The following is a 20,955-nucleotide window of genomic DNA, read 5'->3' on the forward strand; positions in this document are numbered from 1 at the left end:
AACGATCTAATCTTGAAATAATTTGTGAGAATAAATTTATATTTGTCATTAGGGGCGGTGTTTTTGTTGTGCAACTCAAAGGTATTTGAGATACTTTAATTCTGCCCCTCTTTTTTTTAATCGTTTAGGACGCTATTGGTTCAAAAATATTAAATGAAGATTATCTGTCAAGCTAGAATCCTTATATTTGCACATGTATCAATTTGCTAAATGTGAATTTCAATACCATTCAAACAAAGTTTTCGTTTACTACAATAAAAGATCAAATTAAAACATATGGATTTACTCGATCAGGATTTTGATAATTCAGAACACCAGGATTTCAAACATGTAGCTATTGCCGGGAATATTGGCTCAGGAAAAACCACGCTTACTGAAGCATTGGCAAAACACTATGAGTGGGAGCCTCATTTTGAAGAAGTTGCAAACAATCCTTACATTGATGATTTTTATAAGGATATGAGAACCTGGTCTTTTCATATGCAGATCTATTATTTGAATTTAAGATTCCAACAGATAATGGAAATTCGAGAAGGGAGTAAAACGGTTATTCAAGATCGTACAATTTATGAAGATGCCTATATTTTTGCACCCAACCTGCATAGCATGGGTTTAATGAGCAAACGTGATTTTGGTAACTACCTCAACCTGTTCGAAACAATTGAGCGATATGTTACTCCACCCGATTTATTGATTTACCTCCGTGGAACAATTCCCGCTTTGGTGAACCAAATTCAGCGAAGAGGACGAGAATTTGAAGATTCATTGCGCCTCGATTACCTGAAAAAACTCAACGAAAGATACGAAGCCTGGATTAAGGATTTCAAAAACACCAAGAACTCCAAAATCATGATTATTGATATTGATAAATACAATTTTGCTGATAATCCTGAAGATTTAGGAGAGATTATTGATAAAATCAATATTGAGCGATTAGGACTCTTTAATATTTCTTAATCAAATTGACAAGCATGATTAAAAAAAACATACATCTACTTTTAATAATTGCTTTGATATGCTTGCTTTCCATTCCTGCCTCAGCTCAAAAGGGTCAATACATTAACCCTTACGGAATTTATCAATCAACCAGTATTAACAATAGGAAAGACTATTTTACAAGCGATGATATTTTAAACCTTAAAAACAGTTATCATTTTGCTTACGGTATTCAATACATTAATAATTTTACCGATATTTTTGGTATTGAAACAGGTTTAAAGCATTCCACTACAGGACAGAAGTATTATGGTTTCATTGATTATGATGCAAATACGCAAATTACAGAAGATATTAACTATACATCCGAAGTCCTTTTCAATTTTTATCACGTCCCATTTTTACTTCGTTTTAATAGTCCGTTGGATGAAGACAGAATTTTCCTCACTATTGCAGCAGGATTTCAAGCTGATATTCTGAGTAAAACACAAGTAATAACGGATCCTGCTCCAGTGATTCCACCAGCTGGAATAATCAATTACAATGAGTTATTCTCATCGTTTAATGTCAGTTTTGTATCAAATGCGATGTTCACCATAAGTATTACTGAAAAAATACATACGTCTATTGGTTTTCAAATGGCCCGATCAATTGGAGATGTTGAAAATAAAAAATTTGAATTTGATAAAACAATACATCCTGTGGAATATTATTTTCCAGTAAGCACGAAAAAAAATGATCGACCAGTTTTTAGTCCGAATAGCAGTAGTGGACGCCAAAAATCAAAACTCACAAATTATGGTTTATTAGTTGGTTTGTCCTTTCTTATCAAATCTTAAGCGCCTCAAAAACCATATCTTTATGGCCATGCATCCTGTCAAGTTATCAGTAGTCATCATCACTAAAAATGAAGACAAAAATATTGGCAGATGTATTGAAAGTGTTCAAAACATTGCAGATGAAATTGTCGTAATCGACTCATTTTCTACCGATAAGACTGAAGAAATTTGCAAAAAACACCAAGTAGTTTTTATCAAACATGCTTTTGAAGGGCATATTGAGCAAAAGAATTTCGCCCTCACATGTGCCAAATACAAGCATGTTCTATCGCTAGATGCTGACGAAGCACTTTCTGAAGAATTACAAAAATCTATCGTTCAAGCTAAAGCTGATTTTTCCAAAGATGGTTATTTCCTCAATCGTATGACCAATTATTGTGGAAAATGGATCAAACATTCCGGCTGGTATCCTGATCGAAAATTAAGATTATTCGACAAAACAAAAGGACAATGGGGAGGCGAAAATCCACACGACAAATATGAGCTGTTCAGTAATGGACAATCGTCCCGTTTAAGTGGAGATATTCTTCACTATTCATTTTACAGCATCGATCAACATTTGGATACAATTAAAAAATTCTCTAGCATTAGCGCTCAAACTAAATTCGATAAAGGGAAAAAAGCCTCGCTTTACGATTTGATAATCAGACCTGTTTGGAAGTTCAAAAGAAATTATTTTTTTAAAGCTGGTTTTTTAGATGGCTATTATGGATTTGTAATTTGTGTGTTATCATCATATGCTACTTTTCTGCGTTATGCAAAATTGAAACAACTTAATAAGCAAAGTCTTGGATAAAATTAAAGATATATATCAACTTTTTATCAAGTATCCTGTCATTTCAACAGATAGTCGCACGGATTTAACCAATTCGATTTTTTTTGCGATTAAAGGCGATAATTTTGATGGCAATGCATATGCCTTGAAGGCTATCGAAAAAGGAGCAGCATATGCTATTGTTGATGATCAAAATCTTACTAAGCACCCAAAACTGATTCTTGTAGACAATAGTTTGAACTGCCTGCAAAAACTCGCTACTCATCATAGGAAACAGCTCAACATCCCCATCATTGCTGTTAGTGGCTCAAACGGAAAAACAACAACCAAAGAACTTATTACACTGGTTTTACAAAAAAAATACAAGGTTTTTGCAACACCTGGGAATTTAAATAATCATATTGGGCTTCCTTTAAGTCTTCTCCAAATAAATGCTCAGCACGAAATAGCAATTCTGGAATTGGGTGCAAACCACATAGGTGAAAATAAAATGCTGATTGACATCTGTTTACCATCGCATGGAATAGTTACCAATATTGGCAAAGATCATATGGGTGAGTTTGGCAGTTGGGAAGGCATTGTTGAAGCATACAAAGAAATATTGGATTACTTTAATCAAGATGAGAGTTGCACATTTTTCCTTAACACGGACGACACTTCACTTACTAGTTTAGTAAAAAGTCAGAATGTTATTTCCTATAGCTACAAAGACCAAGTAGAAACGCATATTAAAGGCAATTTACTTAACGATGAATTGCTTTGCAAAGTTGTTGTTAAAAGTAGTATTCAAAACGAAAAATCTGTTGTGTCGAGCAAATTATTTGGCTCCTACAATATTTACAATATATTAGCAGCTTGGGCTATTGGTGAATACTTCCAAATTGAATCCAAGCTAATTATTCAAGCTTTAGAAAACTATAATCCAAAGAATAATCGGTCTCAAATTATCAAGTGGAAAAGCAATACACTGATTTTTGATGCCTATAATGCAAATCCTTCCAGCTTGAGTTTAGCATTACATGATTTTGGTAATCTGGCAGTTAATAACAAAAGCATTATCTTTGGAGATATGCATGAACTGGGTGCATATAGCAAAACTGAACACGAAAACATTATTAAACAATTAAGTAAGTATAATTTTAATCATGTTATGCTTGTGGGGAAATACTTTACAGATGCATGTAATAACGAAAATTACCTTTGTTTTCCGAATGTGCTATCTTTACAAAGTTGGATGAAAAATCAGAAATTTAAGGATGCATACATCTTGCTTAAAGGGTCACGAAGTGAACAAATTGAAACAGCATTTGAAGGCATTTTATAGCGCATGAAAAAAACTAGAAACAACCTGACAATAATCTTCCTGATATTTTGCATGGCAATGAATGTACATGCAAAAGTGGATCCCCGACCCTATCAATACGGGAATTATTTTGTTTCTAAGAAAGAAATACTCGAAGACCCAAAATTGAAGTTAATTATACGAAATGCAGGATTTCAAAAAAACGACAAAATAGCTGACATTGGTTCCGAAAATGGTTGTGTACCCGCTATCCTTTCGATGTTTTACGACCAACTTTCTTTTCACTTAGAGGATATAAATCCTGCAACCTTAAATGACATTGAGTTTAATAAAGTTCGCAACTATTATGAGAAATTAAGTGCAAGCACATTTAATTCGGATTTCACCCTTCATATAGGTCAGCAAAGTCAAACATTGTTGCCAACTGATTATTTTGATCATGTAATGCTTAATGATGTTATTCATCAAGCCTACTATCCTGATAGTTTGATGTCAGATATTTATCGGATTTTGAAAACTGATGGAAAAGTCTTAATCGGACAATATAATAATAATGGGATAAGTGAAAAAAATATTCAATTTTTTGCCCAAAGAAATGGATTTGAATTGCTTTCAAAATATCAAGAAGGCAACTACAATCTGTACATATTTCAGAAATCAACAAAGCAAGCTTCTATTCAGCTAAATATTCATCTGGCAGCAATAATTGGAGACAAGCAACTCCTGTCTGAATATGTTCAAAATGACTTTCATGCTGTAAACCAGATTGATGAATTAGGTTTTACACCTTTAATGTATGCAGCAAAATATGGACATTATGATTGTGTAGAGTATTTAACAACCAATCATGCTGAAGTTGATTTTAAAAGTGCAATATACCCTGTTACACCTCTTCTACTATCCATTCGAAATAACCATTATGAAATAACCAAGTTTTTGTTAAACCGCGAAGCTCATGTAAATCAGACTTTTTATGGAAAATCTGCATTGATGATTGCCGCTGAAAATGGAAACGCAGAAATGGTCAATTTACTTGTAAATCATACAGCCGATTTAAACTATAGCTTTGAAGGAAGAGATGTTGTTTACTATGCAGTTCAAAGTGGCAACCTTTATTTGGTAAAGTATTTCTTTACTATTTCAAAAGTAAAAATTAATAAAAAAGATAAAGTAGGACGTACTCTTCTATCCTATGCAGCAACTTCTAGTAACCCGGGTATTATTCGCTATTTGATTGAAGATAAAAAAGCAAAAAAGAATACCATGGATAAATGGGGCAACAAGCCATCAGACTATGCATGGAATCGGGATGTTGCCAACTATCTTACATCAAATGCAGGTTAAATTTTTCGAAATGAATAAGGAGCACAAAAGCCATTTATCGAATTTAATATCACTCGCATATGCAGATGGCAAATTTGTAGAGAAAGAAAAGGTACTACTTTACGCTTTCGGTCATAAAATGGGATTAAGCAAAGCTGAAATTAACGACAGCATTATCAATTTCAATGTTGATAATTTTGTCATGCCTGATTCTTGTTCAGAACGATATAACCAACTCTATGAATTAATTACGATGATTCTTATTGACGGGGATGTTCACGAACACGAAGTTAGCTTGCTTAAAAAATATGCAAACAAGCTTGGATTTTCTGAATCGCTAGTTGATAAAGTTGCTCAAAAAATTCGCGAATTTTTGCTCAAAGGTTATTCAACAAATAAAATTGCTGACGATCTGCCTAATCTAATATCAAAATTTTGACAGCTCATGTTTAACAAAGTAGTTCAATATTTAGACAAGAAAGGTTGGAAATATCAACTTGAATCCGATCAGAATCGAGTAGTATTTGGAATTCAAGCCAATCATGCCAATATTGATTGTATTGCCAATGTGAGGACAGAAAAAAAACAATTTATCTTTTTATCGATTTGTAATTGCAATGCATTTCAGGATAAATATGATGATGTGGTGGAGTTTATAACACGGGCCAATTTTGGCCTTGTTAATGGTTGCTTTGAGTTCGATTTTAAAAGCGGAACAATTCGTTTTAAAACAACGATAATTTATGACCAGGAGAATGAGATTCCAGACAATATATTAGACAAATATATTGTCACCAATTTATTTACAATGGATCATTATATTCCTGGAATTATGAGCATCATTTATGGAGACAATACTGCTTATAAAGCGATCACCGAAATAGAAGGTATTCCGGGACTAAATTTTAACTAAAATCTGGTTCCACTGGTTTTATCTCAACTGATATTTCATCTAATTTTTCTCTTATATCATTCCGCAATTCGAATATTTGTTCTTTCTCTGATTTCGAAATTCCAAATGAAAAGCGCAATAGGGCCCATATTTTTTTTGACCATTTATAATAAGAGAAAGCAAACAAACCTGTTAATGGCAAACTAAGCACATAAGCTGTTCGCCAAATAGGATCCGGTATTAACATAAAAAATACGATCGAGAAAATAAGATAAAAGATGGGAAAAGTGATCAAACCAACTACATAACGAAATGAACTGATGAACTGTTCATCTTTAACTTTCTTAGTTACCAACTCCGGAATTTTATAGGGCAAATAATTATTTATCACACCAAAAATATAAATAGGAAGCAGTGGCAATAATAGGAGAATTCTTAACCCAATATTCAAAATTGAATGCGATTTTTTCTTAAAAACCCAATCACGCAAATTCAGTTTTTCAACTCCTTTTGTATATTCTTTTACTAATTCATCTACTGCTTCAAATTCCTCTGGCTTTCTATCAATATATTCATCAAGCATCACATTCAGCGATTTATCACATATAAATTTCCCAGGTTGTTTGCACGAATTCAAATTTAAATGATCCCCTATCCTATCTCTGTAAATCTCTCTTAATGCATAACATGTCTCATAATACTTCTCCGTTCTAATATCCAACATCACTTTGGAAAGTTGTTCAGCTACTTTCAACTTAAGATCATTCATCCCCTTCTGGGGATTCTCCTTATAGGTATCATAAAAATCTGACACTTCAATGGCTGGACCATAATTAATAAATAAGTCGCTTCGGAATTTATAATAATGGGAATAATCAATACCAACAGGTATAATTTTAATACCCAATTTAAAATCAGCAGCTTCCTCAGCTTGAAACGCGATTCTAGATATGCCTTTCTGAAGGGGGCGCAATCTCCTGAAACCTGCATGATTTCCTTCAGGAAGAATTGTTAAGCGCATATTCGATTTCAGAATTTGGACTGTTTTATCAAATACTTTTTTATTCTTCATCACTTCTGAAGCGCCATCTCTAATTCGGTAGATTGGTAGAATTTTCATTAAATAAAGAATCCTGGCTGTACTCTTTTTCTTGAAAATATCAGAGCGTGCAAGAAAGACTATTGCTTCTTTATGGTTATTCGCAACTGCCAATGCATCCATTAAAGCGTTCTGATGATTAGGTGCCATAATAATTGCTCCTTCAGGAGGAACATTTTGTCTGTTGTGTGATATTATCCTACGATAAAACATATAATTACCTAAAGCACTATATACTTTCATCAAAAAATAACCCACAGAAAATTTCTCCACATTGTGAAATGCCATACTTATAATTTACTAGTTTATTATTTTGATTTTTAGTTAATCTTAGCTCTCGACCAAAAGAATGCAATGGTTAAACCGGCTAAAATATGCCATATCCCCCACCAAGCTGTAATAAATGCCATACCACCAACTGCTAATTCTGGTGGAAATATTTTTTCGTTAAACAGCAATACCAGACCCAATCCTGAATTTTGAATTCCCGTTTCAATGGTAATAGATCTCCGGTCCAGTTTTGGTAATTTGAAAATTGAAGCAATGGTATATCCAGTAGTCAGCGCAAAGAAATTATGAATTAATACGATGATGAAAACATACTTAATGTAGGTTACAAAATGAGTCTTGTTATTCATAAAGGAAACAATGACAATTGCTGAGAAGAATAATATTGAGAATATTTTTATCGGCTTCACGATTTTCAACGTGAGCTTTGGCATTTTCCACTTAAACAATATGCCCAATAATACAGGCAATCCCAGAATCAGGAATACAGTAATAAACACCTGATTAAGAGGAATATCAAGAGGTCTGACTAAATCGGTACCTATGGAAGATAAGAATCGGGTATACATTCTTCCATAAAACATAAAATTGATAGGTGTAAGAAATAATGAAGCGACTGTTGCAAAAGCTGTTAAGCTTACCGATAAGGCAATATTTCCTTTTGCCAATGACGAAATAAAATTAGAAATATTACCGCCAGGACAAGCTGCGACCAATATCATTCCTAAAGCCACTGTTGGAGTAATCCATTTGTGAAGTAAAACAGCTACTAAAAAAGTAACTAAAGGAAGCAATACAAACTGAGAAACAATTCCAACAATTGCAGATTTTGGACTTTTAAATATATTTTTAAAATTTTCAGGTTTTATCTCAAGTGCTACTCCAAACATGATAAAGGCTAGGGTCACATTAAGAACCATCAATCCTCCGGGATCAAAATTTAATCGGATAGTATCTAACTGTTGTAAAGTTTCAAACATAGTATATTATTTAGTTAAACAAAAAGTTTAAAGAGCCGCATTAATACCGTAAATTTACTAAAACGAATTGGAGTAAATCTAAATTAAAATGAAAAACATATTGTAAAAGTAAAATATATAACACTATTGTCTCCACTGGCATATTTTATGCAAAAAAAGATTGCAAAGCAGATTCATGAGAAGTAAAATCAATTTCTTATTTAATAATTAGTATTTTTATTTATTTAGCAAAATTTGCAATTATCATTAGATTCGAATAAACACTAGGATTCAATTAAAATTTATGCGATTTGTAATATTTTTTCCAACTTCGCACAGACAATTTAAATCAATACGCATGAAGAAAACCTTATCTATACTCCTGTTATTAATTCCATTTTATATTTTTTCACAAAACGATCAAGTTAGAGAGCAAAGCAGTAAATACAAACTTGGAGTTAATATTGGAACCGTTTGGGAAGTTGACGATGTTAGATGGGAATCTGGTAGAGGATGGGGCGTAAGATTTCATCGTATTTTAAACCCATACATTGATGCCCCCCTTCACTTTTCACTTGGAGTGCGTTATTTAAAAGGTGAAAGCATAGGAATCGACTGGCAAGTAGATTCAGCTTTGTCCAATAATCTTACATTAAACGGTGTTTACGAACCCAAATTGGATTACAATAACTCAATAGGTTATGTTTACCAAAATCATTTCACAGAATTTAAAGAATGGGCTTTTGAAGGGGAAATAGGATTCAATAAATTAAAAATAAATCACAATATCGATTTATATCTTTTTGGAGGGCTGGGAATAAGCAGTTATTATTCTTATACCAATCAATTGAATTCAAGTAGAGATCAGTATACTTATAATGATATTATTTCCACAGAAAAAAAAGCAGTGTTGCAACAATTAGAAGCATTGCGTGATAATTCCTACGAAAGTCCATCTTTTGGGAGTTCAGGACATGAAGTAGTATTTACTCCAAGTGTAGGAATTGGATTAGGTTACATGCTTACTAAAAATATTTCTATCGGATTTGAACATAAAATTTCGTTTCCAAACACCGATTTATTTGATGGACGACAAGAATGGAACAATCAGAACATATTAATAGGTGATAACGACATTTATCATTATAGCTCACTGGGCATTAATTTATGGTTGGGAAAAGCTAAAAAAGAGAAAAGAAAAACAAGTCCAAAACCTTATAAGGCAACAGAAAATTCAAAACCAACGATAACTATAAATCAGCCTAATAAGGATCCATACTATAGTCAGAATTGTGAAGCAGATATCATAGCAACTATTACAGGAATAGAATCGAAAAGCAATATACGGGTATATAAAAATGGAACACCTATTCCAGCTAATCAATACGATTATTTTGAAACGACCAAAAAGCTCTATCTCAAACAAAATTTAGATGGAAATAGCAAATTCCGTGTTTTTGCCTATAATAGCTTTGGAAATACTGCCAAAGAATTAGAAATAAAATGTGAAGCAGTTGCTGAAAGGCCTTCAGTAAATATAATAACACCATCTCAAAACTATACAACTGCTGAAAATTGTCAAGCCTATATCGTTGCCACTACAACAAATATCAGCAGCAAAAATCAAATAGAAGTTAAGGCAAATGGAAAAATACTTTCTCCAGCTGATTATACTTTCAGTGCCTTAAGTCAGGAAATAACATTGAATCGAAAGATGGATGAAAACACCTTGTTTATCATTCGTGTTGCTAACGATTTTGCACAGGCTAGTGATCAATTAACCATAAACTGTGGACCACAAGGAACTCCTCCTGAAATAGTGATTACCAATAGCAATACAAAAGCCGTCAATTCAACAAGTTGTGGAGCTTCAATAGAAGCGCGTATTGGTAATATGGAAAGTAAATATGGGATTACAGTTAGAGAAAATGGAATTAAAATATCTTCTTCCTATTTCAGTTTCGATCCCAGAACAAAATCCTTTGTGTTTAATAAAAACTTCAGCGAACAATCTCTATTTTCAATAACAGCACAAAATGAATATGGATATGATAGCAAAGAAATAAAATTGATATGCCAAACTGTAAGGGAAGAAGAAAAAAAACCACAGGTAATAATTACCAAACCTTTGTCTAATCCGCATCGCACTGAGGAATTTTTAGCCGATATTACTGCAACCATTTTAAATGTTCCTGGTAAATCAAGTATTTCAATTACCGAGAATGGTCAAATAATATCGTCTTCATTTTACAAATACGATCAAACAAATAAACGCCTTACACTGTCAAAAGCAATTTCAGATCAATCTATTTTTATTATAACGGCAACCAACAGTGTAGGAAGTGCCAGTGATCAAATTACAATCATAGGATATTCCGAGGTTATAATTCCTGAAATCCTGATTCTTTCTCCAAACACAAATCCATATAATACAAAAGAATGCTCTGGAAATTTAATAGCAACTATTAATAATATAAGCTCAAAATCTCAAATAGTACTTATTGAAAATGGGCGAGCTGTATCTTCTTCGCTTTTCAACTATCAACCAGCCAATCAACGGTTTAGTTATTCCTATCTAGTGAATGGAAAATCTGAACTAGTGATAAAAGCAACAAATGAGGCAGGCGGTGTTACGAAAGGGGTAAGTATTAATTGTTTAAAAGGAGTTACTCCTCCTCCCCCATCTACAAAAAAACCAGAAATTACCATAATTTCTCCTAGTACAAGTCCATTTTTTGCTACCGATTGCCTGGCAAACATAAAGGCTAAAGTTTATAACATAAGTTCAACATCACAGCTTAAAGTATATGAAAACGAGAGCTTATTATCGACTTCCTATTTCAACTTTAATGCGCAGAGTGGAGAATTGCATATAAATAGGCAAATTAGCAAAATAAGTGTTTTTAAAATTATTGCTACTAATAAAGCCGGAAGCGCCTCTAAAAGCACCACAATAGATTGCAAACAGCTAGTTAAACCAGAAATAACAATAATTTCCCCAACGTCTAATCCATATGTAGCCAACAATTGCATTGCCGAAATTAAAGCAAATATCAGTAATATGTCAGTGAGTGATAAGTTGTTGGTTTATGAAAATGCAAGACTATTAACTCCCTCAAACTATAGCTTTAATGCAATAAATGGATTATTTACCATTAGTAAATCAATATCAGCAACTAGCACCTTCAAGATTAGTGCGAGTAATAAAGCAGGGAGTGCAACTGTAAATCGCACAATAGAATGTAAACCAAAACCAACTCCCAAAATCACCATTATTTCGCCTAAAACAAGTCCTTCAATAGTTACAAATTGCAACATCAGTATTCAGGCAAAAATTGATAATATCAGATCCAAATCACAGATTATCGTTTTAGAAAATGGAAAACAATTAACAAGTAATTTCTACAGTTGGAATTCAACCACATCCATCTTGACTCTGAATAAGAAAATTGAAGGAAAAAGTAACTTTCAAATAAAAGCTACAAATAGTGTTGGAAGTAATTCAAATGAGGTTGAGATTAAGTGCCTTCAAGCTGTTATGCCACCATCCGTAAAAATTATATCCCCAACTAGAAATCCATTCCTAACAGTTGATTGTGAAGTTGAGATAATTGCTCTGACCACGCAAATAAAATCTTCAAGTCAATTAAAAGTTACTGAGAACGGAAAAATAATCAGTGCAGAATCATATGATTATAATCCCACTACACAAACACTTAAATTAAGAAAATCGATTTTAAGCGAATCGAAATTTGTTATTACAGCAACCAATGAAGGATTAAGTAGTTCTGATAATGTGACAATCAAATGTCAAAAACCAATACTTAAGCCAAAAGTGAATATTAAAATTCCTGCGACAAATCCTGTGACCATTACAAGTGATAAATTAAATGTGACAGCAACCGTTTTAAATATTAGCAGTAAATCACAAATTACAGTATTATTAAATGGAAAAGAAATCAGTTCTTCATCTTATACATTTACTGCTTTTACAAAGGAGCTTAAATTAAGATTGAACATAAGTCGTAATTCCACCCTTATTATAAAAGCGACCAATAAGGCAGGAAGTGCAAATGATCAATTGTCGATTATTTATGATGTTGTAAAAAATCCTCCAATAATTACCATCATTAGCCCAACGGCAAATCCTTACAATTCTTCAAATTGTGTAGCGGATATTACAGCAAAAATTGAAAATATCAACGGTTTAGAGAATATTACTATCCTTGAAAATGGGAAACCATTGGAAAGCGATTTCTACACATGGAATGCGGGAAATAAACAATTAAGGATTCAGCAAGATGTTCAAAGCATCTCGAATTTCAAAATCACCGCTACAAATAAGGATGGTAGCGATTCAAAAACTGTGACAATAAAATGTGCAAGACCATAAAAAAAAAGGCATCCGAATGGATGCCTTTTTTTTTATAAATTGATTTAATTTATTCTTTTATTTTCACATCTGTTGGTGCTACTTCTGTTTCGCCTCCAACAATGGTTAATTCATCAATGATATTGTAAGCTTCTGCATATTTTTCAATCACAAATAATACATAGCGGATATCGACATTAATTGTGCGTTGAAGTTCTGGCTCAAAAGCTATATCACCACTCATTGCTTCCCAGTTACCATCAAATGCAAGTCCAATAAGATTTCCTTCACCATCAATTACTGGGCTACCTGAGTTTCCACCAGTAATATCATGATTTGTAAGGAAACAAACTTTCATTGTCTTCACTCCATTTTTATCAACATCACCATATCGACCAAAATCTTTAAGTTCATATAACTCCTTCAATTTATCCTTTACTTCAAACTCCCAATTGTCAGGATCTTCTTTTTGCATAATTCCATCCATCGTGGTATAGTAGTTAAAATGGACAGCATCAGCAGGATAATAGTCCAGAACAGAACCATACGTAACACGCATTGTAAAGTTGGCATCAGGATAATAGTTCTTATCCGGATTCATTTCTCTTAGGCCGGCAATAAACAATCTTTCGGCTATCATTTTCTTATCAGCTGCTTCGGATGTCGCTTTGCCATTATCGAGATATACATTGAGAAATGCAACCATCATTTGGAAAATAGGATCTTTATCCAATACTTTTTTTGATGGATTAGCTAAATACAATTCCATCTTTTCTTGCGATGAAAGAATAGATTTTCCAAATGCATATTCTGTTAGCTTTGAAAAATCACCCTTATTTTTTGCTACTAATTTGCTAAAATACTCAGGTTGAAATTCTGCAGCTACATCAGTGTGATACATTTCCAACATGGATGCAAAAAGTTTTTTATCAGTTGGTAAATTGTAATCCTTAAAATAGCCAGCTAAAGAACCACTAATTGATTTAGATACATTATTTACTTTCTCTTGATCAACTTCTTCTTCAGAGAGGTAATTATATAATCCACGAAAACGATTTGCCATACCCATGACATCTGCTCCACGATAAATTGCTTCGAAAAAATATTGCCTAGGAATTTCATATTTATCTAAAACAACATAAGCATCGCTAATATCAGAAATGACATTTCCATATGTTTGAATAGACTTATCACCACTTTTTTGTATCCATGACTGAAAATCATCTTCGATTGCAACTTTTTTTCCATACACATTTAGTTTTTTCAAACCTCTTGATTGTCCTTGAAAATACTTCCAATAGTTAGCAGTACGTGCATATTTTGAAGCATATTGGATTCTAACAGCATCGCTGGCGTCCATATCTTCACGCATAACTTCCAACTTTTTGGTACGAATATTAACTATGGTAGGATTTTTTAATTGCAATGCTGTGTTAATGCCATAGGACGTTAAATAACGCTCTGTGCTTCCAGGATTGCCCATGATCATGGCATAATCACCTTTCTGAACACCTTTAAGTGAAACGGGTAAATGATGCTTAGGTTTCATCGGAACATTATCAGTTGAATATTCAGCTGGTTTTCCATCAGGACCAGTATAAACGCGGAATAATGAAAAATCGCCAGTATGCCTTGGCCACATCCAGTTATCTGTATCGGCACCAAATTTCCCAATAGATGAAGGAGGTGCGCCTACTAATCGAACATCAGTAAATACTTCATACACAAATAAGTAATATTCATTACCAGCAAAGAAACTTTCTACACTAGCTTGTAAATGAGATTCACCAATAGCTTCTTTTTGAATTTTTGCTCTTGCAGTATTAATCATTTGAAATCGTTCCATAGTACTTAAACCATTATGAACTCCTTCAAGTACTAATTCAGACACATCCTCGATTCTAATCAAGAATTTTACCGACAAACCTGGATTAGTTAATTCCTGATCTTTTGATTTAGCCCAAAATCCATCTTTCAAGTAATCGTGTTCTGTAGAACTGTGAGATTGGATATTTCCATAACCACAATGATGATTTGTTAATAACAAACCTTCAGAAGAAATCATTTCTCCTGTACATCCACCACCGAAAATTACAATGGCGTCTTTCAAACTTGATTGATTAATACTATATATTTCTTCAGCAGTAAGTTTCAGACCCAGTTCCTTCATCTTTTCGATGTTCTTATTTAAAAGGAGAGGAATCCACATGCCTTCATCTGGTGTTGGTGATGCAAAGCCACTAAACAAAACTGACATTGCAAAAACAAATAGCAAACTTTTTTTCATCTTTATACGGTTTAATTCATTTATAAAATAGTTTGCAAAAATAAGCAAAACAATAATGAATAGTATTCTTGCAATGCATTATAAAACTTGAGTTAGCTATTAATATCGTATTCATTAAAACAATTTTAACATTTTTTATAACTGCTATGCCTGAATCAGTATTTTTGTATTCTAAAATTAAGAATTATGTCAGGTCATAGTAAATGGTCCACTATTAAAAGAAAGAAAGGTGCAAAGGATGCTGCACGTTCTAAAGTGTTTTCTAAACTAATTAAAGAAATACAAGTTGCTGTAAAACTGGGAGGTATTGATCCTGAAGCAAATCCGAGGCTTCGGTTAGCACTGCAGAATGGAAAAGCAGAAAACTTGCCTAAAGAAAATGTTGAAAGAGCAATTAAAAAGGCATCAGGAGATGATTCGACTAATTATGAGGAAGTAAATTACGAAGGATATGCTGCTCATGGTGTAGCTGTATTCGTTGAATGTACGACCGATAACAAATTAAGAACAGTTGCTAATGTCCGGTCATATTTCAATAAATACGGTGGTAGCTTGGGAAAAACAGGTTCTCTTGAATATATTTTTGATCAACAAGGAATATTTACTTTCAGTGCTGAGAATCTGGATGTAGAAGAAATTGAACTTGAACTTATTGATGCAGGTGCAGAAGATATAGAACTTGATGACAACTATATTACAGTTACCTCAGCTCGCGAAGATTTTGGGAGTATGCAGAAAAAACTAGACGAATTAAACATTGAAGTCGAGAACGCTGGTTTGAAAAGAATTCCTAATAATACGAAGGAATTAAATGTTGAGGACTTTCAATCGGTTATGAAGTTAATTGATTTGATTGAGGATGATGAAGATGTTCAAAATGTGTATCACAATATTGAACTCACCGATGAATTAATTGAAAGTATGGAATAACCATATTCCAATTATTATTAATCACTTTAGGTAAGACAAAAAAAAACCGCTCCCTGATAGAGAGCGGCCCAAAACACAATTAAAAATCAAAAATCTACTTCTTCGTACCTTTTGAAGAACAACATTTGGCTGCTGTGCTCGTTGATTTACATGCTGATTTGCAATCTTTGCTTGAAGTTGTTTTTGAACAACTTGACTCGCATTTACTTGTTTTTTTGCTTAAGTCAGCTTTTTTCTTTGTTTCTGCTTTTTTCTTTTTATCATCATCAGGAGTTTTATCCTCATCAGCTGATGAAATCATTTCGGTATTTGTTTTTGTTATCTGAATGGCTTTTACACTTAAAGTTGTTATAAATGCCATGACTAACACTATGGATAATATTCTTATTACTTTCATATCTTTATTTTTAATTCCTTTCAAATATAAGACACAAAAGCTATTTGTTCCAAATTTATTTTTAGATTTATTCTTATTTAGGAAACCGCTCTATTAGTACTGTTTGATTACCTAATAATTAAGGAAATAATATTGTAAAATCAGTTCCTTCATTGATTTGAGATTTTACATCAATTTTAAAATTGTGTGCATCTAAAATGCGCTTTACAATACTTAGTCCAAGGCCGCTTCCTATTTCACCAGCTGTACCAACTGTGTGACCTTCAAAATGATCTTTGAATAGTTTTTTCAAAGCATCAGGCTTCATTCCTACTCCAGAATCCTTAATGCTTAAACTTGTAGACCCTGATTCGTTATTTGAAGCAGTAATTTTTATTGAGCCATTCTCGGGAGTAAACTTAATTGCATTGCCAACTAAATTATTTATTGCCTGATTTAATAGTGTTTCATCTGCTTCAATAATTAATGTTGAAGGTACACTTAATTCAAGGCTTATGTGTTTACTCTTCAGATCCATTATAAAAGTGTTCTCCACTTCTCTACATACATAATAAAGATTAATCTTTTGCTTGGTTAGCTTGAACTTTCCTAACTCCAAATTTGACCAATGATAAATTTTCTTGGTGTAATCAAGAAGTCTTTTAACGCTAAGGTTGATAAATGAGATTATTTCTTTTTGCTCAATGTTTAGCTTTTTCTGAAATTCTTCATCCCTCATTAATAAGTCTGAAAAACCTGATATGGCTGTTACAGGAGATCGTAAATCATGTGAAATTATTGAAATAAATTGTTCCTTAAACTTCAACACTCTTTCAAGTTCCCTCTCTGCTTTTAACAAGTATTCATAATCAAGGTTCTTTCGCCTGGCTTTTTGCAGAATGTTAACCTCACTATCTTTTGAGTAATCAATCATTTTAATAAACAGAATATCTCGTTCTTCAATTGAAAGAGCATATGCCTGCAAATAATACTCTTTTCCTTGATTATTTACTTCTGTCCATAACTCCGAAGAAATTAAGTTGTTTTCCTTCTTTTTCCATAATTCTCTAGCTTCTTCAAGAAATGTTTCAATGAAAATAAACTTTTCCTGAATTGCAATAAACGCTTTTTCTACCTCTTCTTCTGAAAAAATATCTGAGAACCAAAATGGCTTATGACCTATTAACTTAAATTTTCCTTTTTCTATTCTTTCAAAGGAAACAATATTTATGGAAGCCAATATCATTGAGAGTAGATGTTGGTCAAATATGCAATTTTCTTCGCTATTCATTTTTTCTCTTAGAATTTTCTCATTAATAGGTTGGACTTTGTGTTTTAAATCCAAACTCTCAGCTAAAGAGTTGAAATAAAGCACGAATACATTTTGACCGTCCTTAACCAAATGGATATCATACACTTGACTAGCTGAAATCTCAATTTTAGGTAAAATTAACTTTAGTGACTGAAGAGGGAAATAGCCAACTAAATAAGGAGCAATATTCAAAATTTGTTCTCCAATACTTGATTTTAAATCTATATTATTTTTAAAACTGCCTGCTTCTAATATTCGACTTTCTTCACTTAACAGGAAATAGAAGTCAAGTTTATTTTCTACTTTATTAAAATCAATGTATTCACTTATTTGAGATGGAATTATTGTCATTTCTAAACAGTCATAATCTTTTCAACAAGGATTTTAAATGCATCTTCAACACCAGTTCCTCCTTTTGCACTTGTTTGGATAACTTGCCAGCCTTGATTCTGAAGGCTAACGATATCTTTTTCCTTAACCTCCCACTTGTCTATTAAATCAAGCTTATTAAGTAAAACGACAAAAGGAACATTCCCTATCGTTTCAATAACACGATTATGTAGCTCTTTTAACTTATCCAAGGTATTTTTTCGTGTACCATCAGCAACTAAAAAATAGGCTGATGCACCTACTAGATAAGATGTTTTTATCTTTTGAAAATCGTCTTCACCATGAATATCCCACAGTATAAGGTTTACATCTTCTCCATTATGAATAACGATCTTCTGATCTATTTTTACACCAATAGTGGTCATATATTTTTCAGAAAAAATACTGGTAACATAGCGTTGTACCAAGCTGGTTTTACCAACAGCAAAACTACCAATCATACAAACCTTCTTCTTAATCATATTGTTTATTCTATCTCCACTAATTTTATAGAAACTCTACGCATTAAACTATCTGAAACATCTTCTTTAGTTGATGTTACTGATTCAATCATGAAATATTCTTCCAGAATATCCCTATTAATCAGACTTCTGATGACTGCTTTAGCTCTGGCGTTGCTTATGTAATTATTTGCTGAAACAGTTCCATATTGATCAGAATATCCCAATACCTCAAAATAATACTTGTTTTTGAATTCCTTTTCTAAATTCAAAAACTCATTTATGTATCCCGATATCTTAGCCAATACTTCTGCATGAGATGAATCAATAATATACCCACCTCTGTTAAACAAAACATTGCATTTTGCCAGCTTTTTATTTAATTCTTCAGCAGAAAAATAGTAACCAATTTCTAATTGTTCTGTATTAATACTTTTCAAACCCGTTATTTCAGGTAAAACATTCACTATTGAATCTACAAAAGCCTGACTACGTTTTCCTGTTAATAACACCTCACCTCTACTGACTTCAATTCCATTATTGATATCATCGGTAAGCTGAAGTTTATGTAACAATTTGAGATATAAAACTTCTTCATTTATTGAAACATAGTTTTCTAATCTGATAATAATATCAGATGAATCAATTCCAAAATTTGAGTATATAAGGTCAACATCAAACACTTCAGGATCCTTTAAGCCATGCACATAATATATTCCTTTATGCTTAGTAATGTCGGTAACAACAACGCCAGGCAGGCTATCAATTTCATTAAATACCTTTTCCCAATTATTCTTTTTTTGTGAAGCAGAAAAAATCCAATAACTAATTAATGACGCAATTATGACAAGTAAAATCCATAATACAATAGATTTTTTCTTTTTTGGAGCTTTTCTTTTCTGAATGACACATTTCTCTAGCGAATCAATCGTTTTATCGAATACTGATGTATCTCCATCAAATGTTTTAAGTTCTTTTGAAAACAATTGTGAAATATTTTCAATTTCATTTTTTAAAACGTCTCTGTATGTTTCAGCTACATTTCCTTGTACAACAGCAGCAAGAATAACATGAGGTCCTTGCTCAATCCAGACATTAACATCTCCAACTTGTATGCTGCCTAACTCTTCATTTTCATCAAGGTGAAAAGAATCAAGAACAAAATCCTGAATTGCTTTAAGCATGCCTGAAACCATATCAGCCTGAATATCTTCTTGTTGATTAGCAACAATATGATTCAAAAGCAAACCTGTTTTTCTATGGATTAAAAACACCTCTGAAACACGGTACTCAAGGTTATTGAGCATTACAATTTCTGCAAATGACTTACCTGTACGAATTGACTCCATTCGCCATTTTAAGCTTTTCAGGGAGAAACTATTTTCAATGCTCTGATTCATAGACTGAATCATTTTTCGAAATGCATCACTGATTGCTTTTCGAATGGCAGGCCCCATAATTGGGAACATGGCTTCTGCAAGTGGATTAGGGTCTCTGCTAACACTTTTAAGTATCGACTCTTCAACAATTGGGAATAATGTGTCGCTTAATTCTCCAGAATTATCGTGTGATTTACGCTTTATTGCATCCGCAACAATTAGGCTCACTTCCTGTGCAAAATTATCTGAATCATCCAAGCGATTTTTCAGGGCTTGCAATTCAGTAATTTCCAAACCAAGAATTAATTCACGTAACTCTTGAAGTTTAAAAGACTCAATCTTGGCAATATTTTTATCCTTTGCCGACAAAGAAAAACTGCTTATTTAGTATCCTCATGAGAATCACCACTTATTTTAAGAGCCATTTCAGTTAAATAAACAGCTAATGCTGAACGATCAATTTTACTTTCATCCAACTGACTCACGCTTTCGCTGATCGAATCCTTTAATTCTCGATGAACAGTTTTTAATTCATTGGCTTGTTCCTTGGATTTATCAAGTACCAATTTGCGCAAGTCCTTTGATGTTTCTGAAAGCTTTTCTTTCTGATTCAGCAACTTATTTGCAAGATTCTCATTTTCTTTTGTCAGCTTTTTGATTAACTGATTCCGCTCTGTTTCCTCTTGTTTAAGTTGACTGGAAATAGATTTAAACTCAGCCTTAATGAATTGCTCTAAATCATCTACTCTTTTTTCAAAATCACGCTGAATAGAAGCAACTTCAGAATGAAGTTTAGTATCCAAAGAATGAAACTTCTTCTCATATTCAGTCATGTTATTCCCAAAAAGAATATCACGTATTTTAGAAATGCTTTCACCTTCTAAATTTTCACGTGCTTCGGTTTGGACCTTTTTAAGTTCATCTGCACTCATAAAACTCTGATTATATATTGATAATAAAACAATCTACAGAAAACATTCTATTTCCCTAACTGCTTCATAATCTTTTTATATTAAATATTAAATAGAGACAAGCTCTATACAACTCAAAACTAA

The 20,955-nt window shown here is 32.8% G+C and carries 17 protein-coding genes; 9 read left to right on the plus strand and 8 right to left on the minus strand.

Annotated features, from left to right (window positions below):
• Nucleotides 1–276: 276 nt before the first annotated feature.
• Genes HOG71_16365 through HOG71_16395 form a run of 7 tightly spaced genes read left to right on the plus strand, consistent with a single transcriptional unit; the run spans nucleotide 277 to nucleotide 6,089 of the window.
• Nucleotides 277–957: a deoxynucleoside kinase gene (locus tag HOG71_16365; GenBank protein ID MBT5992422.1), complete on the plus strand. Its 681-nt coding sequence runs from the start codon at nucleotides 277–279 to the stop codon at nucleotides 955–957.
• 14 nt (nucleotides 958–971) lie between these two features.
• On the plus strand, nucleotides 972–1,775 hold the full coding sequence (locus HOG71_16370) for an outer membrane beta-barrel protein (protein MBT5992423.1): 804 nt from the start codon (nucleotides 972–974) through the stop codon (nucleotides 1,773–1,775).
• 28 nt (nucleotides 1,776–1,803) lie between these two features.
• Entirely contained in the window at nucleotides 1,804–2,571 is a 768-nt protein-coding gene (locus HOG71_16375) for a glycosyltransferase family 2 protein (GenBank protein ID MBT5992424.1), read from the plus strand.
• A complete protein-coding gene (locus HOG71_16380) occupies nucleotides 2,564–3,874 on the plus strand; it encodes a UDP-N-acetylmuramoyl-tripeptide--D-alanyl-D-alanine ligase (protein MBT5992425.1) in 1,311 nt (436 codons plus the stop codon). Before HOG71_16375 ends, HOG71_16380 begins: the two co-directional genes overlap by 8 nt.
• Before the next feature lie 3 nt (nucleotides 3,875–3,877).
• Complete coding sequence (locus tag HOG71_16385; GenBank protein MBT5992426.1) at nucleotides 3,878–5,197, plus strand: methyltransferase domain-containing protein; 1,320 nt, start codon at nucleotides 3,878–3,880, stop codon at nucleotides 5,195–5,197.
• Between the two features lie 10 nt (nucleotides 5,198–5,207).
• The gene (locus tag HOG71_16390) at nucleotides 5,208–5,615 is read left to right on the plus strand and encodes a hypothetical protein (GenBank protein MBT5992427.1); all 408 of its coding nucleotides are present in this window, start codon (nucleotides 5,208–5,210) and stop codon (nucleotides 5,613–5,615) included.
• Nucleotides 5,616–5,621: 6 nt separating this feature from the next.
• Nucleotides 5,622–6,089, plus strand: coding sequence for a hypothetical protein (locus HOG71_16395; GenBank protein MBT5992428.1), 468 nt, complete (start codon nucleotides 5,622–5,624; stop codon nucleotides 6,087–6,089).
• On the opposite strand, the gene HOG71_16400 is transcribed toward HOG71_16395, so the two are convergent.
• Nucleotides 6,082–7,455, minus strand: a complete 1,374-nt coding sequence (locus HOG71_16400) for a hypothetical protein (GenBank protein ID MBT5992429.1) — start codon at nucleotides 7,453–7,455, stop codon at nucleotides 6,082–6,084. The two genes, HOG71_16395 and HOG71_16400, sit on opposite strands and share 8 nt — an antisense overlap.
• Nucleotides 7,456–7,487: 32 nt before the next feature.
• Nucleotides 7,488–8,435: a bile acid:sodium symporter family protein gene (locus HOG71_16405; GenBank protein MBT5992430.1), complete on the minus strand. Its 948-nt coding sequence runs from the start codon at nucleotides 8,433–8,435 to the stop codon at nucleotides 7,488–7,490.
• Nucleotides 8,436–8,772: 337 nt separating this feature from the next.
• On the opposite strand from HOG71_16405, the gene HOG71_16410 reads away from it, so the two are divergent.
• Nucleotides 8,773–12,807, plus strand: coding sequence for a hypothetical protein (locus HOG71_16410; protein ID MBT5992431.1), 4,035 nt, complete (start codon nucleotides 8,773–8,775; stop codon nucleotides 12,805–12,807).
• Between the two features lie 49 nt (nucleotides 12,808–12,856).
• On the opposite strand, the gene HOG71_16415 is transcribed toward HOG71_16410, so the two are convergent.
• Complete coding sequence (locus HOG71_16415; protein MBT5992432.1) at nucleotides 12,857–15,073, minus strand: S46 family peptidase; 2,217 nt, start codon at nucleotides 15,071–15,073, stop codon at nucleotides 12,857–12,859.
• A 186-nt stretch (nucleotides 15,074–15,259) separates the two neighbouring features.
• On the opposite strand from HOG71_16415, the gene HOG71_16420 reads away from it, so the two are divergent.
• The gene (locus tag HOG71_16420; GenBank protein ID MBT5992433.1) at nucleotides 15,260–16,003 is read left to right on the plus strand and encodes a YebC/PmpR family DNA-binding transcriptional regulator; all 744 of its coding nucleotides are present in this window, start codon (nucleotides 15,260–15,262) and stop codon (nucleotides 16,001–16,003) included.
• 94 nt (nucleotides 16,004–16,097) lie between these two features.
• On the opposite strand, the gene HOG71_16425 is transcribed toward HOG71_16420, so the two are convergent.
• The 5 genes from HOG71_16425 to HOG71_16445 all read right to left on the minus strand — a co-directional run bounded on the left by HOG71_16425 (nucleotide 16,098) and on the right by HOG71_16445 (nucleotide 20,832).
• Nucleotides 16,098–16,400, minus strand: a complete 303-nt coding sequence (locus HOG71_16425; GenBank protein ID MBT5992434.1) for a hypothetical protein — start codon at nucleotides 16,398–16,400, stop codon at nucleotides 16,098–16,100.
• A gap of 118 nt (nucleotides 16,401–16,518) precedes the next feature.
• Nucleotides 16,519–18,042 carry a HAMP domain-containing histidine kinase gene (locus tag HOG71_16430; GenBank protein ID MBT5992435.1) on the minus strand — a complete coding sequence of 508 codons (1,524 nt, stop codon included), beginning with the start codon at nucleotides 18,040–18,042 and terminating at the stop codon, nucleotides 16,519–16,521.
• Nucleotides 18,043–18,044: 2 nt separating this feature from the next.
• Nucleotides 18,045–18,542 (minus strand): GTP-binding protein, encoded by a 498-nt coding sequence (locus HOG71_16435; GenBank protein MBT5992436.1) that lies wholly within the window; start codon nucleotides 18,540–18,542, stop codon nucleotides 18,045–18,047.
• 5 nt (nucleotides 18,543–18,547) lie between these two features.
• Nucleotides 18,548–20,269, minus strand: a complete 1,722-nt coding sequence (locus HOG71_16440; protein MBT5992437.1) for an OmpA family protein — start codon at nucleotides 20,267–20,269, stop codon at nucleotides 18,548–18,550.
• An 11-nt stretch (nucleotides 20,270–20,280) separates the two neighbouring features.
• A complete protein-coding gene (locus HOG71_16445; GenBank protein MBT5992438.1) occupies nucleotides 20,281–20,832 on the minus strand; it encodes a hypothetical protein in 552 nt (183 codons plus the stop codon).
• Nucleotides 20,833–20,955 lie beyond the last annotated feature (123 nt).

It is taken from the genome of Bacteroidota bacterium, from assembly GCA_018698135.1.
In the GTDB taxonomy this organism is placed as follows: Bacteria; Bacteroidota; Bacteroidia; order CAILMK01; family JAAYUY01; genus JABINZ01.

Bases quoted from the DNA above. Each gene is read 5' to 3' on its own strand.
- HOG71_16365 (MBT5992422.1), top strand. From the start codon at position 277: ATGGATTTACTCGATCAGGATTTTGATAATTCAGAACACCAGGATTTC.
- HOG71_16370 (MBT5992423.1), top strand. From the start codon at position 972: ATGATTAAAAAAAACATACATCTACTTTTAATAATTGCTTTGATATGC.
- HOG71_16375 (MBT5992424.1), top strand. From the start codon at position 1,804: ATGCATCCTGTCAAGTTATCAGTAGTCATCATCACTAAAAATGAAGAC.
- HOG71_16385 (MBT5992426.1), top strand. From the start codon at position 3,878: ATGAAAAAAACTAGAAACAACCTGACAATAATCTTCCTGATATTTTGC.
- HOG71_16390 (MBT5992427.1), top strand. From the start codon at position 5,208: ATGAATAAGGAGCACAAAAGCCATTTATCGAATTTAATATCACTCGCA.
- HOG71_16395 (MBT5992428.1), top strand. From the start codon at position 5,622: ATGTTTAACAAAGTAGTTCAATATTTAGACAAGAAAGGTTGGAAATAT.
- HOG71_16400 (MBT5992429.1), bottom strand. From the start codon at position 7,455: ATGGCATTTCACAATGTGGAGAAATTTTCTGTGGGTTATTTTTTGATG.
- HOG71_16405 (MBT5992430.1), bottom strand. From the start codon at position 8,435: ATGTTTGAAACTTTACAACAGTTAGATACTATCCGATTAAATTTTGAT.
- HOG71_16410 (MBT5992431.1), top strand. From the start codon at position 8,773: ATGAAGAAAACCTTATCTATACTCCTGTTATTAATTCCATTTTATATT.
- HOG71_16415 (MBT5992432.1), bottom strand. From the start codon at position 15,073: ATGAAAAAAAGTTTGCTATTTGTTTTTGCAATGTCAGTTTTGTTTAGT.
- HOG71_16420 (MBT5992433.1), top strand. From the start codon at position 15,260: ATGTCAGGTCATAGTAAATGGTCCACTATTAAAAGAAAGAAAGGTGCA.
- HOG71_16425 (MBT5992434.1), bottom strand. From the start codon at position 16,400: ATGAAAGTAATAAGAATATTATCCATAGTGTTAGTCATGGCATTTATA.
- HOG71_16430 (MBT5992435.1), bottom strand. From the start codon at position 18,042: ATGACAATAATTCCATCTCAAATAAGTGAATACATTGATTTTAATAAA.
- HOG71_16435 (MBT5992436.1), bottom strand. From the start codon at position 18,542: ATGATTAAGAAGAAGGTTTGTATGATTGGTAGTTTTGCTGTTGGTAAA.
- HOG71_16445 (MBT5992438.1), bottom strand. From the start codon at position 20,832: ATGAGTGCAGATGAACTTAAAAAGGTCCAAACCGAAGCACGTGAAAAT.